The following is a 16,082-nucleotide window of genomic DNA, read 5'->3' on the forward strand; positions in this document are numbered from 1 at the left end:
TCAACTTTAAGAAATGTAGACAAAACTTTTTAAAAGTCTTTGTACACTTTGTTTTTTGATAGAATTAAAATTTGAAATAATTTGACTTATTTTGTGATTTCATAGGCTAAAAGTTTTCTTTATTCACTATTATTTAATAATTATTCGGAATTTTTTATAAATAATGTAACATTTTATTGCTTTTACTACTAACTGATGAAGTAAATCAACCCAACATCAGTTAAAAGTAATATATATGAAAAAAATTCTAGTTAGTGTTAAGGTCTTATTACTTTGTTCCTTCTTCAGTTTTAGCATACTTTCTGCCCAAAAACATGAACAGGTTATTAAGGATTATGTTAATGCTGAAAAAACATTTCAAAGAATAAATCCGGAACTTAAAGCGTTCACCATTGTAAACGTTGACCATTCAGCGAGTTTAAATGGTGATGTTGTAGGAATACAGCAAACGATTAATGGTATTCCTGTCTTTGGAAGCTCAGCCAATGTCCTGATCAGAGATGGTAAAGTACTGAGCTTTGCGGATACCTTTATTAAAGCTTATCCATCCAATGTAAAAGGAAAGCAAAATGCCATGAAAAATTCATTGGTAGCAGAAGCTGTAAAGAAATTTAACGGTTCACCTACTTTTAAAAACAGTGAGGGGAGAGAAGAACCTTTAAAAACCAATCTTGTTTATTTTGCAAAAGGAGGTGAATTGATTCTGGGATATCAGTTCAATGTAGAAGAAAAAGGAACAAGCAATGTCTGGAGCCTGATCATCAGCTCGGATGACGGTTCCGTTTTGTATCAGGAAAATACAACACTTTCATGTAATTTCCACGATGATGCTTTCGAACATCTGCCTACAGAGCTGCCTTCAGGGCAAAATATCCAGCCAGTGGCATTTCCGGCTTATGTAGAACCAAGTGATAATAGTTTAAATAAAAACTTTGTTCTGGCACCGGATAATGCTTCTTACAATGTTTTTGCATTTCCTGTTGAAGCTCCTACATTCGGAAGCAGAACACTCATTACCAATCCGTGGGATTTAACTGCTTCCCAGGAAGGGTGGCATTCTGACGGAACCAACCACTATACCATTACGAGAGGAAATAATGCCTTTGCATATACCGATGAGGCTAATACAAATGCACCACAGTTTTCTCCTGACGGAGGAGCTGCAAGAACGTTTGATTTTCCATTGGATATAACGCTGCCTCAGCAAAATTATACTTCGGCAGCGGTTACCAATTTATTTTATGTATCGAACAAGATGCATGATGTATTCTATAAATTTGGATTTACGGAGTCCGCGAGAAATTATCAGACGAACAACTTTGGAAACGGTGGTACCGGAAATGATCCCGTATTGGCAGAATCCAGAGATGGGAGCGGTCTTAATAACGCCAACTTTAATCCGGGTGCTGACGGAACCAGCGGAAGAATGCAAATGTTTCTTTTTGTACCTAATGGGGTAAGATATCTTTATTATAATTCACCTACAAGCTATGTTGCCAGAACTCCTGTAGCCACTACAGCCAATTTTGGGCCTCAGCTTATAGGTAATCCTCCTGTAACCGGAAATCTGGCGCTTTCAACACCGGCAGATGCCTGTACAGCTGTTGCAGCAGGAAGTCTGACCGGTAAAATAGCAGTTGTAACAGCAGCGACCTGTGGTTTTGCGGTTAAAACAAAAAATCTTCAGAATGCCGGAGCAATCGGCGTAATACAATATCACCCGGCAAGCGATCAGCCTGTAGGTATGGGAGGAACGGACAATACCATTACCATTCCTACAGTTATGGTAGGAAAATCAGAAGGTGAATTCTTAGTAAATGAACTGACTACTGGTGTTGTAAGCAATGCCACACTGAAATCTGATGCAGTGTACAAGGATGCAAGCTTAGATAATGGTATTATCGCTCACGAATACGGGCATGGAATTTCTAACCGTCTTACAGGCACCGGAAGCGGGTGCTTATCTTACAGCACATCCAACGAACAGATGGGTGAAGGCTGGTCTGACTTCTTTGCACTGATGGTCACCAACAGACCTGGAGACAATGCATCAGTCCCTAGAGCAATAGGAACATTTACCGCCGGAGAAGCTGTGAATGGAGCAGGTATCAGACCGGCAAGATATTCTCCTGATTTTGGAGTAAATAATTATACTTATGGAAGAACAAATGGTATGAAAGTTAATGGCAGCATACTGGGAATTGCTATTACTGTGCCGGATGTTCACAGTATAGGTTTCGTTTGGGCAACCATGCTTTGGGATCTTAACTGGAAATATGTAGAAAAATATGGTTATAACAGTAATGTACTGGCAGATCCTAACAGTGGAAGCGCCAGAGTATTACAACTGGTAATGGATGCTCTTAAATTGCAGCCTTGTAACCCAAGCTTTATACAGGGAAGAGATGCTATTCTGGCTGCAGAATTGGCTAAGACAGGTGGAGTGGATAAATGTATGATTTGGAAAGCCTTTGCTAAAAGAGGACTTGGGGTTAATGCAGCTCCTGGCGGACTTAATGGATTATATATTGGGGCAAATCAGCCTGCACCGGATCTAAACGATCAGGTTCAGGACTTTACAATCCCTGCTGAATGTGGCGTACTGGCAACCAATGAAGTTGCTTCCAATTCCAAAGGGATATCCATCTATCCGAATCCCGTGAAAACTGAATTTACGATAAAAACACCTTCAGGAACTGACCTTTCCGGAATTACAACTGTTTCAATTTATGATTTTACAGGCAAACTTGTTTCTTCAGAAAAAATCAACCTGAACAAGCAGACCACAGTAAATGTAAATACATTGCTGAACGGAGTTTATATGGTGAAAATTACGGGTAATGCTATTGATTACAGTCAGAAAATTATTGTATCAAAGTAGAATAGAATTAGAATAATTACAATTTCCTATGAAAGTCTTGGAGTTCTGCTTCAAGGCTTTCTCCTTTTTAGAAAAAGAATTAATTATTCTCCGGATTTAGTTTATTAAGGAAAAGAAAAGTTGTAATCCCGCAGACTGCAGACATTGTAGTCGCTAAAATAGCGCTCCCGATCACATATTGAAGAAGATTGTTTTTGATCAGTTCAAAATTGAGTTCGCTGCTTAAAATATTACTTTCACCATGTACAAAAGGTGATCCCAAAAACAGGGAAGCTGCAATTACAAAAGGAATAAAAGGTGGAAGGCTTACATTGGATGCAATAAAGGCCAGAACCTTGTTCAGCTTAAAAAGGACAGACAACGATATGACAAGCAATGTGTGAAATCCCCAGAAAGGAGAAAGTCCTATAAAAACACCCAGAGCAATCGAAAATGCTTTGGTTCGGTTGCTGCCGTCACTTTCCAGAACATCTTCTTTTATGAATCTTTTAAAGCTTTTTTTTTTGAAATTATTCACGAAATTTCTCGGAATAATATAAAGCAGTGTTATGGTTACCAGAATTGTATTCAGAATGCTGATCCGTGTAAAATCTTTGAAAGGCCTGAAATGCGAAACCCTTTCTGCCGGATCATATAAAACCTTTATAGGGACATTTTTTACAGGAACATGTCTCCAGGCTGTCCTTACAATGATCTCGATCTCGAATTCAAATTTTGGGGTAAAATATTTTTTCGGAATCCTTAGCAAAGGGTACAATCTGTAGCCGGATTGGGTGTCTTCAAGCTTTATTCCGGTCTCAAACCAGAACCAGAAATTTGAAAACCGGTTCCCAAAGCTGCTTTTTTTCGGAATCCCGTCCTGTGACATGTTCCGGTTTCCGATCAGGAGTACATCTTCCTTTTCTTTGAGCAGGGCTTCCACAAATACAGGGATATCGTCCGGATAATGCTGCCCGTCGGAATCGATAGTAACAGCATAATGATACCCCAGTTCTTTTGCCTTTCTGAAGCCGATTTTAAGCCCGTTTCCCTTTCCTTTGTTCTCAGGTAGCGAGATAACCGTTATCCGGGAATATGATAGTAATATTTGCGGGGTGGAATCTGTAGAGCCGTCATTTACTACAATAATGTTCTCAGTGTAGTTCAGAACACCGTCTATCACCCTTTTCAGAGTTTTTTCATTGTTGTAGGTAGGTATTAAAATGCAGATCTTCTTTTCAGAAATTGCATTTTGTACTTCAGGAAGGGTCATTGTTTTATTTTATAGTAGCTCTTTCAGTATCTGTAAAGGATTTGGACTGCATAGCAAACTTTTTCACATAACTTTTCAGGGCTGCGTTCTGTTTACTGTAATTATTGATCAGAAATGCCTTATCGTCTTTCATACTGCCTCTGTAACCTACTATTTTAGGAATGTTTTCCTGAACACTCAGTCTTATTACTCTCAGTTCTATATTATTCGGGTTGCTTTTAATAATACTTTCAAGGCTGGTAGCACCATTTTTTACAAGTGCTTTCCTGTTATTTTTGGTAATCTTAGCCTCCATGATCTTAGCCGCAGCTTTATAACCGTTTGTTACAGCATCCGAACCGGATTGCTTTTCTGCAAGATTGATGAATGCTTCGGTATTGGCAGTAGACAAATTGGCTTTTGCATAGCTGTTTCTTAAAGCTTCCAGATCACTCTGAAAGAAAAAAATAAAAGCTGTAATGAGGGATAGGAAAAGTTTCATGAATTTATTTTTTATAACTTACAGACATCTTTAATGCAATAGTCTCGCCAAAAGATGTTGTATTTTTTACTTTAACATCTTCTTCATTTTCAGTAATATCCAGCTGAAGCTTAAGGTCCGGTGTTTCAAAAGGATTGATAATAGCCATAAACTTTACATTTGAGGCTGTTTTCAGAAATAATTTTGAGCCGGTGAATTCCTCTGTAAGTTCTTTCACAATCTGCATCATACAGACACCCGGAGTTACCGGATTTCCCGGAAAATGACCTTTAAAAATATCATGATCCTTATTCAGATGAATATGGGCAGTGAAACTTCCGTTTTCTGCCTTTTCATATGATTCCAAAGTATAAAAGTCTGTAAGAATGGTTTGCATATCACTATTTTTTCATGTTAAATGTATAATAAAGGCCCGTCTGGAAAACCACATTAGAATGATTTCTGTTATAGCTGTCTACAGGAACAAAGCCCTTTTTCACTCTGGCTTCTATGCCAAAGTTTTTAGTAATGTCGTAGCCTAAACCGGCAGTAATCCCAAGATCAATCTCATTCTCAGGATCAAAATTCTTTTTGTCAACCACAAATTCCAAAGTAGGTCCAACATGTACGTTAAGCTGGTTAAAATAGAATTTATTGATAAGCTGCAGCCCCAGATAAGATACAGAAAGCGTTTTTCCGTCCCAGTTGTTGACGTTCGTATTTATTTTTGCTCCCTGTCTGGAATAATTGATTTCAGGCTGTAAGGCATAAAATTTTGCAAAACGGATATTTCCAAGGAAGCCGATATAAAAATCTGTTTTGGTTTTATAATCCAGATAAGGCTGTTCAGCATTGGGAAAATCTTCGTAATAGTAATAGTTAAATTCTTCACTATTCGAAAAATGGGAGAAATTGGCTCCGGCTCTTATTCCCGGGGAAAAAGTTACCTGTGCAAAGGTCAAACCTGAGACCAGGGCGGTTACTAAAAATAGAAGTTTTTTCATGTTAATTCTGTTCGGTTTCGGTTATTTGAAATAGTTTTATATTGATCTTAAAATCCTTATGCCGGAGGTTTAAGCTATCCGCGAAGATATGTTTTTTTGCTTCAAAAGTAAAATCGATTTTTTCCTTATTGTTTCTGGTATAAATGATCTCTTTCAGCAGACCACTTTCTTTGTTGAAAAACAGGTAATAGGCCTTATTGTCAATTTTTGACAGAAAGATTTTAGAATGATCATTTTCAAAGGATTCACTTACAGAATATTGTTTTCTCAATAGTTCGCGGAAGTCATTTTTTAGAAAATTAATTACGATTTTTTTATCCAGATCCGGAAGAACATAATTCAATTTGAAATCATTCTCAGAGATCTCGAAATCAATTAATTTATTTCCAAAATCAGAAGTCATGGCTACGCGGTGGGTGGTCTCATTAAGCTTTTTAATGATCAGGATTCCGCTTACGTGATTTTTATAAATATCCATCTGGCATTTATAGACATAATCTTCACCGGAAGAAAAATATAAATTTTCAGCTGTTTTTTCAGAATTCTGTACAGGTTTTACGTCTGCAGGTTTATAGCTTTTGCAGGAAACAAAAAGCAAAATGAGCAGGCTACAAACTAAACTCTGAAGCGGCAATCGCGGCATTGATCTTGGTGTTTTTGAATACAATATTAGTAGTATCTCCTGAAGCTTCCGTCATATTGACCTGTGAAACCGTAGACTGATTCTTAGGAAAATGAAGTTCAATCTGTTTGATGTATTTTAATAGTTGGGCGGATTTCGGGATGAATTTTGCCACATTGAAGTTCCCGTTTTTGTAATAGGAAACAGAAAATTCAGGATCGCTGAACATTTTTCCGTTTGAACTTCCCACAATCAGCTTATTGATCTTCTCAAAAGTTTTGCTTTTGGCATCTACGGAAGACTTTTTTCCCTGATCGTTAATGAAAATTTTATTGTCTTTAAAAACGATGCTGTACTGGTAAGGTTTTGTGTACTTCCAACTTAGCATATTCGGAGTTTTTAATGACATTTTGCCGTAAGTAACAATATTTTTATCCAGAAAATCCATCTTTTTGGTTTGGGTGAAGTCACTTTGCAGCGTTTTAATCTCTTTGGTTTCAGAAGAAACTTTGGAGACAAATACTTTTGCTTCCGCTCCCGACATGGCTGTCATTTGTGCAGAAAAGAAGCCCGAAACTAATAAAAATGCTCCAAAAGCAATATTTTTAATCATTTTTTCTTTGATTTTGTAATTGAATCGACCGTAAATGTCGAATATTTTTTCTCCTTCAAAAATAGCAATAAATCTACCAATACGTTATAAGTCTTTTCAGAGGTATCGTGAAGAAGAATAATGCTGCCTTTTTTCAGGTTTTTGGTTACCCTTTTAAAAATCTTACTTTCGTCATCCGTAACTGTATCCAGCGAACGGACATTCCAGCCGATACTTGTTTTGTGAGTTCTTTTAATGGCTTTGGCAATACTTGGATTGGTAACACCGAAAGGAGGACGGTACAGATCTGTCTGTATGTTACCTGTTTTGGTCATCACTTCATCACATTTCTCAATTTCTACTGTCATTTTTGAAGCAGACAAAAACCCGGTATTGTTTGAATGGGAAAGAGTATGATTTCCTATGGTATGACCTTCCGCAATAATTCTCTGAAAGGTTTCAGGATATTTTTCGATCTGTTTTCCGATGCAGAAAAAGGTAGCCTTTATCTGATTTTCTTTAAGGAGATCTAAAAACTTAGGAGTAAATTCGGTCGGTCCGTCATCAAAAGTAAGTGCAACTTCGTTGATCTTCGTTCTTTTATGAGTAATGCTGTTGACAAAATATCCGAGCTCTATATCAAAGGAACCCCAGACTACAACTGCTGAAAAGGCCAGAAAACAAGCTGCGTAAACCCAAAATCCTCCATGAAATGCATAAATGAACGCATTGCAGAAAAGATAAAATATAATAAACGGATAATGTTTCATTTCTTTACAATTTTGAACTCTGCTTAATAATATTTTCTCAACTGCTATTTCGCAGGAATTTAAACTTAATAATCTTAACAGCTTAACTTCTATCTTAATGGTTAAATTTAAAACATTAAGAATTATTTAGAAATTAAGAATATTAAGAAATTTTTCCCGTTAAATAAAATTCTTCAATTAAGCCTTTTCCAACAGTACAAAACTATGATCACTTCCCGCCAGATGATTATAAAGAAGAATATTTTTAATTTCTGCTTTTTTCTCTGAATTAATCATCATAATTTCCGGAATCTGCTGTTCTTTCAGAATATGGCAAGCCATAAAAGTTGAAAAACCGCTCGCTGTATTAAACTCACCGCTCAGGTGCTTGTAATATAGTAAAGGAGAGTTCTGAAGCAGATCCATTGCTTTTTTGTAATAAACATCAGACTTTGCGTCTCCGCTGAAACCTAAGATTACAGCATCTATATTTTCACTCTTCAGGTTATTTTTAGCTAGAAAATCTGTCATAAAAGGTTGTAGTTCTTCTAAGTCTAATCTGTTAATAATTTGAATATCAGTAATTTTAGCATAAGAACTTTCAGTTTTATCTTTTCCTAAAACAAAAAATGCCGCTGCCTCACCCCAGATTACTCCATTTGTTTCAGAATATAAGTAATCTGCAGGAAGATGCTCTTCTTTTTTAATGATATTGTTAAGACAGTAGAGTTCCATTGTTCTGCTGGTCTGCTCATCGGCGGCACCTACGAGAATATTTTCAGCTTCTCCGTCATTGATCTGAAGCTTTGCATCCAGAAACGAAAATTCCAGTGATGATGAGGTATTGACGTATGTGAAGTTGTATGCATGGCATTGAAGCCCTAAAGCAATTTGCCCGGCAACTGTGTTGTGAGTAGACTGAATAAAAAATGTAGGCGTGAGAAATTCTTCGTTGTTATCGATCACATTTTTCAGGAACTTTTCAGAATCCTGTGAACATCCCATCCCTGTTCCAACGATAATGGCATCAGGCTGTTGAATTCCAGCTTCTTTTAATGCGTAATGTGAAGCTACAGAACTCATTTTTACCGTTTTGGACATTCTTCTGCTCATAGCCGGCGGAATGAACTCTTTGTAGTTAGGTTCTATTGCTTTTAAGATTTGGGCCGATTGGTCAGCAGTTAAATCCTGGAAAAAATTATCTTTTAAAGTGTCCTGTACAGAGATGCAGGATGCACTGTTGATGTATACTGCACTCATGATTTTGAGAAAATTAAAGTAGAACAGTTACCTCCGAAGCCAAAAGAATTGGAAAGAACATGGTTTATGTTTTTCTCTTTAAGTTCGGTAATAGGAGTTAAGTCAAACTCCTGCATTTTTGTTTTGAAATTCAGATTGGGAAAAATAAGACCATGCTGCATTGCCAGTATGGAAAATACAGCTTCAATTCCTGCCGCCGCCGCCAGAGTATGACCTGTAAAAGCTTTGGTAGAACTGAATTCAGGAACCTGGTTTTCACCAAATATTCTGATCATAGCAATTCCTTCTGATAAATCATTATTAGGAGTAGCTGTTCCGTGAACATTGATATAATCGATATCTTCTTTTGCCAATCCGGATATTTTTAATGCCTGCTGCATAGCCAGAAAAGCGCCTTGCCCGTTTTCTGATGATGCGGTCTGATGATGGGCATCGTTTGCATTGCCATAACCGGAAAGATAGGCAAATACTTTTTTATTTTCTTTTTTTACCACCTCGTCAGATTCAAGAATGATAAAGGCGGCGGCTTCTCCCAGATTCAGTCCCTTCCGGTCATTGTCAAAAGGGGTATTATAGGAATCTGTAAGGATCATCAGGGTATTGAACCCATTCAAAGTAAATTTTGAAAGAGAATCTGTTCCGCCAACAATGACACGGTCCAAAACTCCGTTTTTGATAAGTTTTGCTCCCATCATAATAGCATTGGCTGCCGAAGAGCAGGCTGTGCTGATCGTGGAAACCATACCTTTTAGATCCAGATAATCGGCAATAGCCAAAGAGGAATTACCGGCATCATGAGAATCGATGTATTTTTGCTTTTCAGGAAAGTCTTCGTAAGAGTAGAAATATTTTTCCGTAATATCCATTCCACCTACGCTGGTAGAGGAGATCAGTCCGGTTTTATAGGCATTAATATCTGTAATTCCTGCAGATTCTACAGCTTCTTTTGCGGCGACCATGCCTAATAGAGATGTTCTTGTTACATTGTTGTCTTCAGGCAGCTGAAGTTGCTGGACAAACTCTTCATTAGACCATTTTATCTCACCTGTTTTTATAGATCCGGCATGACGGGTCTCAAACATTTCAATGTCCGAAATTCCATGTTTTCCGGATTTCAGCGAAATAAAATTTTCCTCCACATTGTTTCCGATGGAAGAAATGATGCCCATTCCTGTTATGGCAATTTTTCGATTCATGGTTTTTTATAATGTAACAATGTATCAATCTAACAGTTTACCAATATTGTTTTACCGGTAGATTGATACATTCTTAAATTGAATAAATTATTTCGTTCTGTTTTGTTCAATGAACGCAGCCATTGTATCGATAGACTGGAAAATTTCTTTTCCTTTTTTCGGGTCAGCTAATTTTATTCCATAGTCTTTGTCAAGTAGAACAATAAGCTCCAGAGCATCAATAGAATCAAGACCAAGGCCTCCTCCGAATAACGGATCTGTATCTTTGATCTCTTCTACAGAAACATCTTCAAGGTTAAGTACTTCAATAATTTTGTGCTTCAATTCTGTTTTTAAGTTTTCCATAAATATTAATTCTTTAATAATATAACAATAATTACACGGCTTTATAATTGGTAAACAGGTACATTGTTATATTGTTACATTTTTTATAAGGTTAGCAAATATACAAAAGCTTTATAATTATCCTGATAAAGTTCTGTCCAGCCGCAGAGAACTTTTTCTGCCTTCCCGGACAGCAGGATCTGCTCTGCATAATCGTTTAAAAATGTTTCATCAAATTCATCCAGAACAAAAAAGGCGTTTTCCGTCTGCATTTTGTGTCTGATGCTGATTTCTCCTACGCATATATTAGGCAGGGTATAGACAAATACGGCAGGACTCGGGAAATAATTTTCCTGAGAATTGATGCTTTCCTGGTATTTGAAATCTGTATCAAGGCTTGATGACCTGTTGGCAAAAACCAATGCTGTTCTGCTGTGATCTTCATCTTTTAAGATCATTTCTGCAGCCAGAAAAGCCAGTTTACTCAGATTATCCATCTTGTGAAATTTGGGATAGCTTAGTTCTAGGCTTTTATACGCTTCTTTGGCAAAGTCATGAAATGTTTCGCTCTGGGTTTCAAAAATAAGTCTTCCGTTGATAGTTATTTTTGAATGTTCTATAGTGCAGTTGTCTGTTTTCCTCATCATTTTCATTTTTAACATTTCTCCAAAACAACTGCTGCATTGCATCCACCAAAGCCTGAAGCTGTTTTTAAAATATACCGAACCTTTGCAGGCTGATTTTCTTTAATGATATTTAATGGCTGGGAAACTCCCATTTCTTCAAAGTTCTTGGAAGAAATAAGAAGATCATAACGTGAGCTTTCCATGGATATAATGCTTTCCAGAAGCCCGGAAGCGCCTAAGCAATGACCATAATATCCTTTCATACTGTTTAGTGGAATGTTCTGAAGCTCCATTCTGTTGAAAGCAATGGCTTCCATTTCGTCATTGTATAATGTAGCGGTTCCGTGGGCGGAAATAAAATCGATCTGTTCCGGTATGATATCGGCTTCTGTCATCGCATTTTTAATACTTGCATAAAGTCCGTCTCCTGTTCTGGAAGGTCCGGAAATATGATTGGCGTCATTAACCGCAGAATCTCCCAGTATTTTAAATCTGAATTTTTCGTCTTCATTCAAGGATGAAGTAATATATACAGCTGCTGTAGCTTCACCGATATTGATCCCGTTTCTATTTTTATCATAGGGTTTGCATGGCCCGGCTCCAATAGCCTGAAAAGAATTAAATCCTGAGATAACAAACTCGGAAACTTCATCACCGGCAATCACAAAGGCATCTTTATATTTTCCGGCAAGGATCATGTTTTTGGCAACAGCAATGGCCATTACTCCGGAAACGCAGGCATTGGAAACGACAATAGGTTTTGTTTTAAACCCAAAATAATCTGCAATTTTTTGAGCTAAATTTGAGAGATAAACACCTTCCGGTAATTCAGCCTGGTTTTTTAACAGACCTATATTTCCTTTGGTCGTTGATAGGATAAAAGCTGTTTGTTCCGTAACCTTATGTTTTTCAACCAAAGGTTTTAAGCTTAGAAGAAACATTTTTTCTAATCGGGTAAAATCCTGATTGTCAAAATTATTTTTAAATTTCTCGTTAAGTTTTTCAGTGTCAATGATTGAAGCATAAAACGCTTCATGGTTTTCAATGACTTTGTGTAATGCCACACCTGAGCTTCCTTCTGCCAGATTATTCCAGTTAGAAGAAACATCAAATCCTAAAGGAGTGACACAGTTGTAATCTGTAATGTAAATTTCCTTCTTCATTATAGTCCCATTTTATCTTTCCATGCCTGAAAAAAATCAGGATTATAAAGGCATAAACTTCCGTTACTGTCTAAGAATACCTGAATGGTTTCCCCGCGGCACACCAGCTGATTATCCTGATTGAAAAGTTCGTAGGTATAAATCAGTTTTGCAGATACTGAATTCACAAATGTGGTAACAATTCTAAATGTTTCTCCATATTTCAGGGGAAGAAAATGTTCGCAGGTACTTTTTACGATAGGCGTTACATATCCTGCATTCTGAATATCCAGATAAGTCAGGCCATGCTGTCTCCCGAAAGCTTCTCTTCCGTCTTCGAAATAGACAATATAATGTCCGTGCCAGACAATTCCCAGCGGATCCGTTTCATTGAATCTTACCCTTACTTCTTCGGTACAGGTTAATATGTTTTCGTTAGACTGCATTTTGTTTTCTTTCGTAAAAAATAGAAATAGATACCATGGCAATATAGAATGCGAAAAGTAATGCCAGTTCTTTGGCAATTCCTGCAATTCCGCTGTTTCTTAAAATAATATCATAGTAGGCGTTCAGTCCCCAGTTCATAGGAGAGAATTTAGCTACGGTCTGCATGAATTCGGGCATTAGGAATACAGGAACCCATATTCCTCCAATTGCTGCCAGAACCACCACTGAAGTTGCTCCAAAAGGGGCAGACTGTTCCTGGGTATCTGCAATAGTCCCTAGTAAAACACCGAACCCGATGGCTGCCAATCCTGAGAATAATGTCACCACAATAAGCTGGAACATTTTTCCTGATACATCAAAAGCAGGCAGATCCATATAAGGGAATAAGTAGATTCCCACAGCTACCATCAGTAAAAACTGAATGATACAGATAATAAGATAAGTAAATGTTTTCCCCAGAATATGAACAAAATATGGGGTCGGGCTGATCCTCGCTCGTACACTGGTTCCCTGGCTTTTTTCTTTAACTAAATTGATAGATAAAGGAACCACGATAAAAAATATGGCAAAAAGTGTCCATGCGGGAACGTTATGCTGAACGGAATTCGGCATCACGTCCATGGCGCCTTTTTTAGGGGTGATTTCTTTGAAACTGATGAGGTTTTTATTCTCTTCAAGGTTTTCTTCAGTTCCCAGCTGATCCTGGAATGCCTTGTAAATCTTTTTATTTTCGATCTCAAATACCATCTTATTGACGGAATTCATTACTGAATTTTTAAATCCTGCGTTGGTTGCCGGGTCAAAATACAGATGAATCTCTTTTGCTTTTGGGGCTTCTTTTTTAACTTTTGCAGAATCACCATCCAATCCAAAGGAACTTACGATTGTCTGAACTTTGGAATCAATATTTGAATTGAGATCTTTCGTTAAATTTTCAGGAATAACGATAGCCATTTGGTAATCTCCGGAAAATACGGCATCCTGCGCTGACTTTTCGTTATAATTGGTGAGAAGCTGGAATGTTTTGCTGCTTTCCAGTTCCTGTTTTATGTTTTTTGAGACTTCAGACTTGTCATTATCAATAAAAATGATCGGGATTTTTGAACCTTCAAGATTTTTAAAGGTAGAATCCTGGATTAAAGTAATGGTTACAATTAGCAGCAACGGCATGACGAAAATAATGACAATTCCCCCGATATCCCTCTTCAGAAGAAGAATTTCTTTTACAAAGCTTCTCCAAAGTTTATACAACAACATCTCTTAATTCTTTTCCTGTTAATGATATGAAAACATCTTCTAAATTTTCGGCACTTGCCACTCTGTTCACCAGTTCTTCAGGGGTTCCTACGGCATGGATTTTTCCGCGGTCGATAATGGCGATCTTCGTACAGAATTCTTCTGCTTCGGAAAGGTGATGGGAAGTATAGATAATGCACGTTCCGTTTTTATTCAGTTCCTGTAAGAAATCGATGATAACTTTTTTAGACTGAACATCAACCCCGACAGTCGGCTCATCCAGAAATAAGACTTTCGGATTGTGTAGCGTTCCAGCGATAAGGTTGCAGCGGCGTTTCATCCCTCCGGAAAACTGTTCTACCTGCTTGTCTGCGAACTTTGAAAGCCCCATAATCTCTAAGGATTCATCAATGGAATTTCTTAATTTTTTATGGCTTAAACCGTACAGACTTCCGAAGAACATCAGGTTTTCTCTGGCTGTTAAAGTCGGATATAATGCATATTCCTGTGGGACAATTCCAATGATCTGTCTTAATTTGAAACCATCTTTCTGAGGTGATAATCCATCGATTTTAAAGTTTCCTGAAGTAGGTTTAATTAATCCCGAAAGCATAGAGATCAAAGTGGTTTTTCCGGCTCCGTTTGGGCCAAGAATTCCGTAGATCTCATTTTTCTCTATATTCAATGAAATGTCATTGACAGAAAAATCTTCTGAATTTTTATATTTTTTATAAAGATTTTTAATCTCAATCATATTCTCCGCCATATCAGATCGCTTTTCTCAGTTTTTTGTAAAAAGCCTCTTCCAGGTCAGCAATATGAAGCATGGATTTAGAAAGGTTGTTGTAGATATCACTTTTTGAATTCCTGTTTTTGTAAACACGGGCGATATCCACGGCAAAATCTCTCCATAAGTCTCCAATGGCTGTAATTTCTTTTGAAATTTCCTTCAGTTCATCATTTTTAAGAATGACTGCCGCTTCCTGAAGAAATGCTCCATAAATGAATCTGAAACCGCCACCGCCGGTACCGATTTCTTCTTGCATTCTGATCAGCTGGCCCAGATAGTGGTTGGTGACTTTGGTTCCTTTCTTTTCGGCCCATTTCGGGATACTTTTGGCAACCCATCTCATCGCTTTTATACCGATAAGAGGAACCGGAGCAAGCATATTTTTGCAGGTATCCTTGATCCCTTTTTTTATGGCTTCTTCAATATTTACATGTTCCGGAATATAGGTAGGATAGTACATATGTCCTTTTGGAGGCAGTGCGCCTTTGGCATATCTTACTTTTTCCAGCTCAGCTTCCGAAAGGGTAGTAGTATAATCCATCACCGGATCGCTGATCAGGAATTTTCCGTCCTCTTTTCCATATACTACAAGGTTGTGAGCATTGAAATGGAATTTATATTCTTCGGGAAAATAGGTAAGGTTAAATACACCTACCTGAAGTCCCGTAGGAATGTTTTGGTTTAAGTTTCTTTCTAAAGCTAATTGAGCGTCTTTAGGGTTCGAAAACTTTTCTCTTTTGATTTTAATTCCCAATCTTTTGGCTGCTTTACTGAAAATAGCGCCAGGCATTGGTCTGTAGCTGAAGCCCGGAGCAAAATTTACTTTCAGAAATGGCAGATAAACAAAAAACAGTCCGGAACCGATTCCGAAGATCATAGGTTCGCTCAGTTTTAAGCCTTTATTGAGTAACAGATTGGAGGCAACACCGTTTTCGCAATGTGCGGTCTGATGGTGTTCGAAGTTAAGTTTCATTTGTTGCTTTTATCTTTTTCATTGGCGAAATGAAATTCTGCATATTATATGCTTCATTTCATATTATTTTCCGTCAAAGTTCTTTAATTCTTCCACTGAAATCCCAAACGCATCGGCATATTTTTTCAGTACGGATTCGTTTAGTGTTTTAAATATTTTAGGTTTTGCGTGTCTTTTCACTCTCCACTGCCACATTCCGACATAGGAAGCAAGAACGCCTAAATCCATCTTATTCAGTTCCATGAAGTAAATAACAGGACTTACTACATTATTGGCAACATTCTGTCTGGCTTCTTCAATTCTTTCATGAATAAGCTCCATGGATTCTTCAAGGGCTGCTTTTTTAGCTTCCCATCCAATGCTGTTTGCCGTTGTATAATTATCATTTTCGTCCGTCACATACAAGACTTCGGTCATGTTTGCTGACTTCAGATTGCTTTCATCCTGAGGCAGGTCTTGTTTTTTCATGTAAACCGTATTATTCTTTTAATTAAAGATGAAAATAGTACATCCTTTTAATTGTTTTTA

At 37.4% G+C, this 16,082-nt stretch carries 18 protein-coding genes; 1 reads left to right on the forward strand and 17 read right to left on the reverse strand.

Going from position 1 to position 16,082, the window contains the following annotated elements; translation table 11 throughout:
• Positions 1 to 235: 235 nt before the first annotated feature.
• Positions 236 to 2,881: a T9SS-dependent M36 family metallopeptidase gene (locus tag ACQWU4_RS12020; RefSeq protein WP_429935997.1), complete on the forward strand. Its 2,646-nt coding sequence runs from the start codon at positions 236 to 238 to the stop codon at positions 2,879 to 2,881.
• A 79-nt stretch (positions 2,882 to 2,960) separates the two neighbouring features.
• On the opposite strand, the gene ACQWU4_RS12025 is transcribed toward ACQWU4_RS12020, so the two are convergent.
• The 17 genes from ACQWU4_RS12025 to ACQWU4_RS12105 all read right to left on the reverse strand — a co-directional run bounded on the left by ACQWU4_RS12025 (position 2,961) and on the right by ACQWU4_RS12105 (position 16,022).
• Positions 2,961 to 4,133 (reverse strand): DUF2062 domain-containing protein, encoded by a 1,173-nt coding sequence (locus ACQWU4_RS12025; protein ID WP_429935998.1) that lies wholly within the window; start codon positions 4,131 to 4,133, stop codon positions 2,961 to 2,963.
• A gap of 4 nt (positions 4,134 to 4,137) precedes the next feature.
• Positions 4,138 to 4,614: a hypothetical protein gene (locus ACQWU4_RS12030; RefSeq protein WP_429935999.1), complete on the reverse strand. Its 477-nt coding sequence runs from the start codon at positions 4,612 to 4,614 to the stop codon at positions 4,138 to 4,140.
• 4 nt (positions 4,615 to 4,618) lie between these two features.
• Entirely contained in the window at positions 4,619 to 4,990 is a 372-nt protein-coding gene (locus tag ACQWU4_RS12035) for a 3-hydroxyacyl-ACP dehydratase (RefSeq protein WP_081780241.1), read from the reverse strand.
• Positions 4,991 to 4,994: 4 nt separating this feature from the next.
• Positions 4,995 to 5,597 carry an outer membrane beta-barrel protein gene (locus ACQWU4_RS12040; protein ID WP_429936000.1) on the reverse strand — a complete coding sequence of 201 codons (603 nt, stop codon included), beginning with the start codon at positions 5,595 to 5,597 and terminating at the stop codon, positions 4,995 to 4,997.
• 1 nt (position 5,598) lies between these two features.
• Positions 5,599 to 6,240 carry a hypothetical protein gene (locus ACQWU4_RS12045; protein ID WP_429936001.1) on the reverse strand — a complete coding sequence of 214 codons (642 nt, stop codon included), beginning with the start codon at positions 6,238 to 6,240 and terminating at the stop codon, positions 5,599 to 5,601.
• A complete protein-coding gene (locus ACQWU4_RS12050) occupies positions 6,206 to 6,832 on the reverse strand; it encodes an outer membrane lipoprotein carrier protein LolA (RefSeq protein ID WP_429936002.1) in 627 nt (208 codons plus the stop codon). The genes ACQWU4_RS12045 and ACQWU4_RS12050 overlap by 35 nt, the downstream gene beginning before the upstream one ends.
• Complete coding sequence (locus tag ACQWU4_RS12055; RefSeq protein ID WP_429936003.1) at positions 6,829 to 7,581, reverse strand: polysaccharide deacetylase family protein; 753 nt, start codon at positions 7,579 to 7,581, stop codon at positions 6,829 to 6,831. Before ACQWU4_RS12055 ends, ACQWU4_RS12050 begins: the two co-directional genes overlap by 4 nt.
• Before the next feature lie 177 nt (positions 7,582 to 7,758).
• Entirely contained in the window at positions 7,759 to 8,820 is a 1,062-nt protein-coding gene (locus ACQWU4_RS12060) for a beta-ketoacyl synthase N-terminal-like domain-containing protein (RefSeq protein WP_429936004.1), read from the reverse strand.
• Entirely contained in the window at positions 8,817 to 10,016 is a 1,200-nt protein-coding gene (locus tag ACQWU4_RS12065) for a beta-ketoacyl-[acyl-carrier-protein] synthase family protein (RefSeq protein ID WP_429936005.1), read from the reverse strand. Before ACQWU4_RS12065 ends, ACQWU4_RS12060 begins: the two co-directional genes overlap by 4 nt.
• Before the next feature lie 87 nt (positions 10,017 to 10,103).
• Complete coding sequence (locus ACQWU4_RS12070) at positions 10,104 to 10,361, reverse strand: phosphopantetheine-binding protein (RefSeq protein WP_429936006.1); 258 nt, start codon at positions 10,359 to 10,361, stop codon at positions 10,104 to 10,106.
• Between the two features lie 83 nt (positions 10,362 to 10,444).
• On the reverse strand, positions 10,445 to 10,987 hold the full coding sequence (locus tag ACQWU4_RS12075; protein ID WP_429936007.1) for a 3-oxoacyl-ACP synthase: 543 nt from the start codon (positions 10,985 to 10,987) through the stop codon (positions 10,445 to 10,447).
• Positions 10,988 to 10,995: 8 nt separating this feature from the next.
• On the reverse strand, positions 10,996 to 12,129 hold the full coding sequence (locus tag ACQWU4_RS12080; RefSeq protein ID WP_429936008.1) for a beta-ketoacyl synthase N-terminal-like domain-containing protein: 1,134 nt from the start codon (positions 12,127 to 12,129) through the stop codon (positions 10,996 to 10,998).
• On the reverse strand, positions 12,129 to 12,554 hold the full coding sequence (locus ACQWU4_RS12085) for an acyl-CoA thioesterase (protein WP_429936009.1): 426 nt from the start codon (positions 12,552 to 12,554) through the stop codon (positions 12,129 to 12,131). The genes ACQWU4_RS12080 and ACQWU4_RS12085 overlap by 1 nt, the downstream gene beginning before the upstream one ends.
• Entirely contained in the window at positions 12,544 to 13,812 is a 1,269-nt protein-coding gene (locus ACQWU4_RS12090; RefSeq protein ID WP_429936010.1) for an ABC transporter permease, read from the reverse strand. Before ACQWU4_RS12090 ends, ACQWU4_RS12085 begins: the two co-directional genes overlap by 11 nt.
• Positions 13,799 to 14,557, reverse strand: a complete 759-nt coding sequence (locus ACQWU4_RS12095; protein ID WP_429936011.1) for an ABC transporter ATP-binding protein — start codon at positions 14,555 to 14,557, stop codon at positions 13,799 to 13,801. Before ACQWU4_RS12095 ends, ACQWU4_RS12090 begins: the two co-directional genes overlap by 14 nt.
• A 1-nt stretch (position 14,558) precedes the next feature.
• Positions 14,559 to 15,554: a BtrH N-terminal domain-containing protein gene (locus ACQWU4_RS12100; protein ID WP_429936012.1), complete on the reverse strand. Its 996-nt coding sequence runs from the start codon at positions 15,552 to 15,554 to the stop codon at positions 14,559 to 14,561.
• Positions 15,555 to 15,617: 63 nt separating this feature from the next.
• Positions 15,618 to 16,022 (reverse strand): hypothetical protein, encoded by a 405-nt coding sequence (locus ACQWU4_RS12105; protein ID WP_429936013.1) that lies wholly within the window; start codon positions 16,020 to 16,022, stop codon positions 15,618 to 15,620.
• Positions 16,023 to 16,082: the final 60 nt, after the last annotated feature.

It is taken from the genome of Chryseobacterium sp. MIQD13 (genome assembly GCF_050496705.1).
Lineage (GTDB): Bacteria > Bacteroidota > Bacteroidia > Flavobacteriales > Weeksellaceae > Chryseobacterium.

Excerpts from the sequence above, each read along its gene's own strand:
- ACQWU4_RS12020 (WP_429935997.1), top strand. The coding sequence starts at position 236 with ATGAAAAAAATTCTAGTTAGTGTTAAGGTCTTATTACTTTGTTCCTTC.
- ACQWU4_RS12025 (WP_429935998.1), bottom strand. The coding sequence starts at position 4,133 with ATGACCCTTCCTGAAGTACAAAATGCAATTTCTGAAAAGAAGATCTGC.
- ACQWU4_RS12030 (WP_429935999.1), bottom strand. The coding sequence starts at position 4,614 with ATGAAACTTTTCCTATCCCTCATTACAGCTTTTATTTTTTTCTTTCAG.
- ACQWU4_RS12035 (WP_081780241.1), bottom strand. The coding sequence starts at position 4,990 with ATGCAAACCATTCTTACAGACTTTTATACTTTGGAATCATATGAAAAG.
- ACQWU4_RS12040 (WP_429936000.1), bottom strand. The coding sequence starts at position 5,597 with ATGAAAAAACTTCTATTTTTAGTAACCGCCCTGGTCTCAGGTTTGACC.
- ACQWU4_RS12045 (WP_429936001.1), bottom strand. The coding sequence starts at position 6,240 with ATGCCGCGATTGCCGCTTCAGAGTTTAGTTTGTAGCCTGCTCATTTTG.
- ACQWU4_RS12050 (WP_429936002.1), bottom strand. The coding sequence starts at position 6,832 with ATGATTAAAAATATTGCTTTTGGAGCATTTTTATTAGTTTCGGGCTTC.
- ACQWU4_RS12055 (WP_429936003.1), bottom strand. The coding sequence starts at position 7,581 with ATGAAACATTATCCGTTTATTATATTTTATCTTTTCTGCAATGCGTTC.
- ACQWU4_RS12060 (WP_429936004.1), bottom strand. The coding sequence starts at position 8,820 with ATGAGTGCAGTATACATCAACAGTGCATCCTGCATCTCTGTACAGGAC.
- ACQWU4_RS12065 (WP_429936005.1), bottom strand. The coding sequence starts at position 10,016 with ATGAATCGAAAAATTGCCATAACAGGAATGGGCATCATTTCTTCCATC.
- ACQWU4_RS12070 (WP_429936006.1), bottom strand. The coding sequence starts at position 10,361 with ATGGAAAACTTAAAAACAGAATTGAAGCACAAAATTATTGAAGTACTT.
- ACQWU4_RS12075 (WP_429936007.1), bottom strand. The coding sequence starts at position 10,987 with ATGATGAGGAAAACAGACAACTGCACTATAGAACATTCAAAAATAACT.
- ACQWU4_RS12080 (WP_429936008.1), bottom strand. The coding sequence starts at position 12,129 with ATGAAGAAGGAAATTTACATTACAGATTACAACTGTGTCACTCCTTTA.
- ACQWU4_RS12085 (WP_429936009.1), bottom strand. The coding sequence starts at position 12,554 with ATGCAGTCTAACGAAAACATATTAACCTGTACCGAAGAAGTAAGGGTA.
- ACQWU4_RS12090 (WP_429936010.1), bottom strand. The coding sequence starts at position 13,812 with ATGTTGTTGTATAAACTTTGGAGAAGCTTTGTAAAAGAAATTCTTCTT.
- ACQWU4_RS12095 (WP_429936011.1), bottom strand. The coding sequence starts at position 14,557 with ATGGCGGAGAATATGATTGAGATTAAAAATCTTTATAAAAAATATAAA.
- ACQWU4_RS12100 (WP_429936012.1), bottom strand. The coding sequence starts at position 15,554 with ATGAAACTTAACTTCGAACACCATCAGACCGCACATTGCGAAAACGGT.
- ACQWU4_RS12105 (WP_429936013.1), bottom strand. The coding sequence starts at position 16,022 with ATGAAAAAACAAGACCTGCCTCAGGATGAAAGCAATCTGAAGTCAGCA.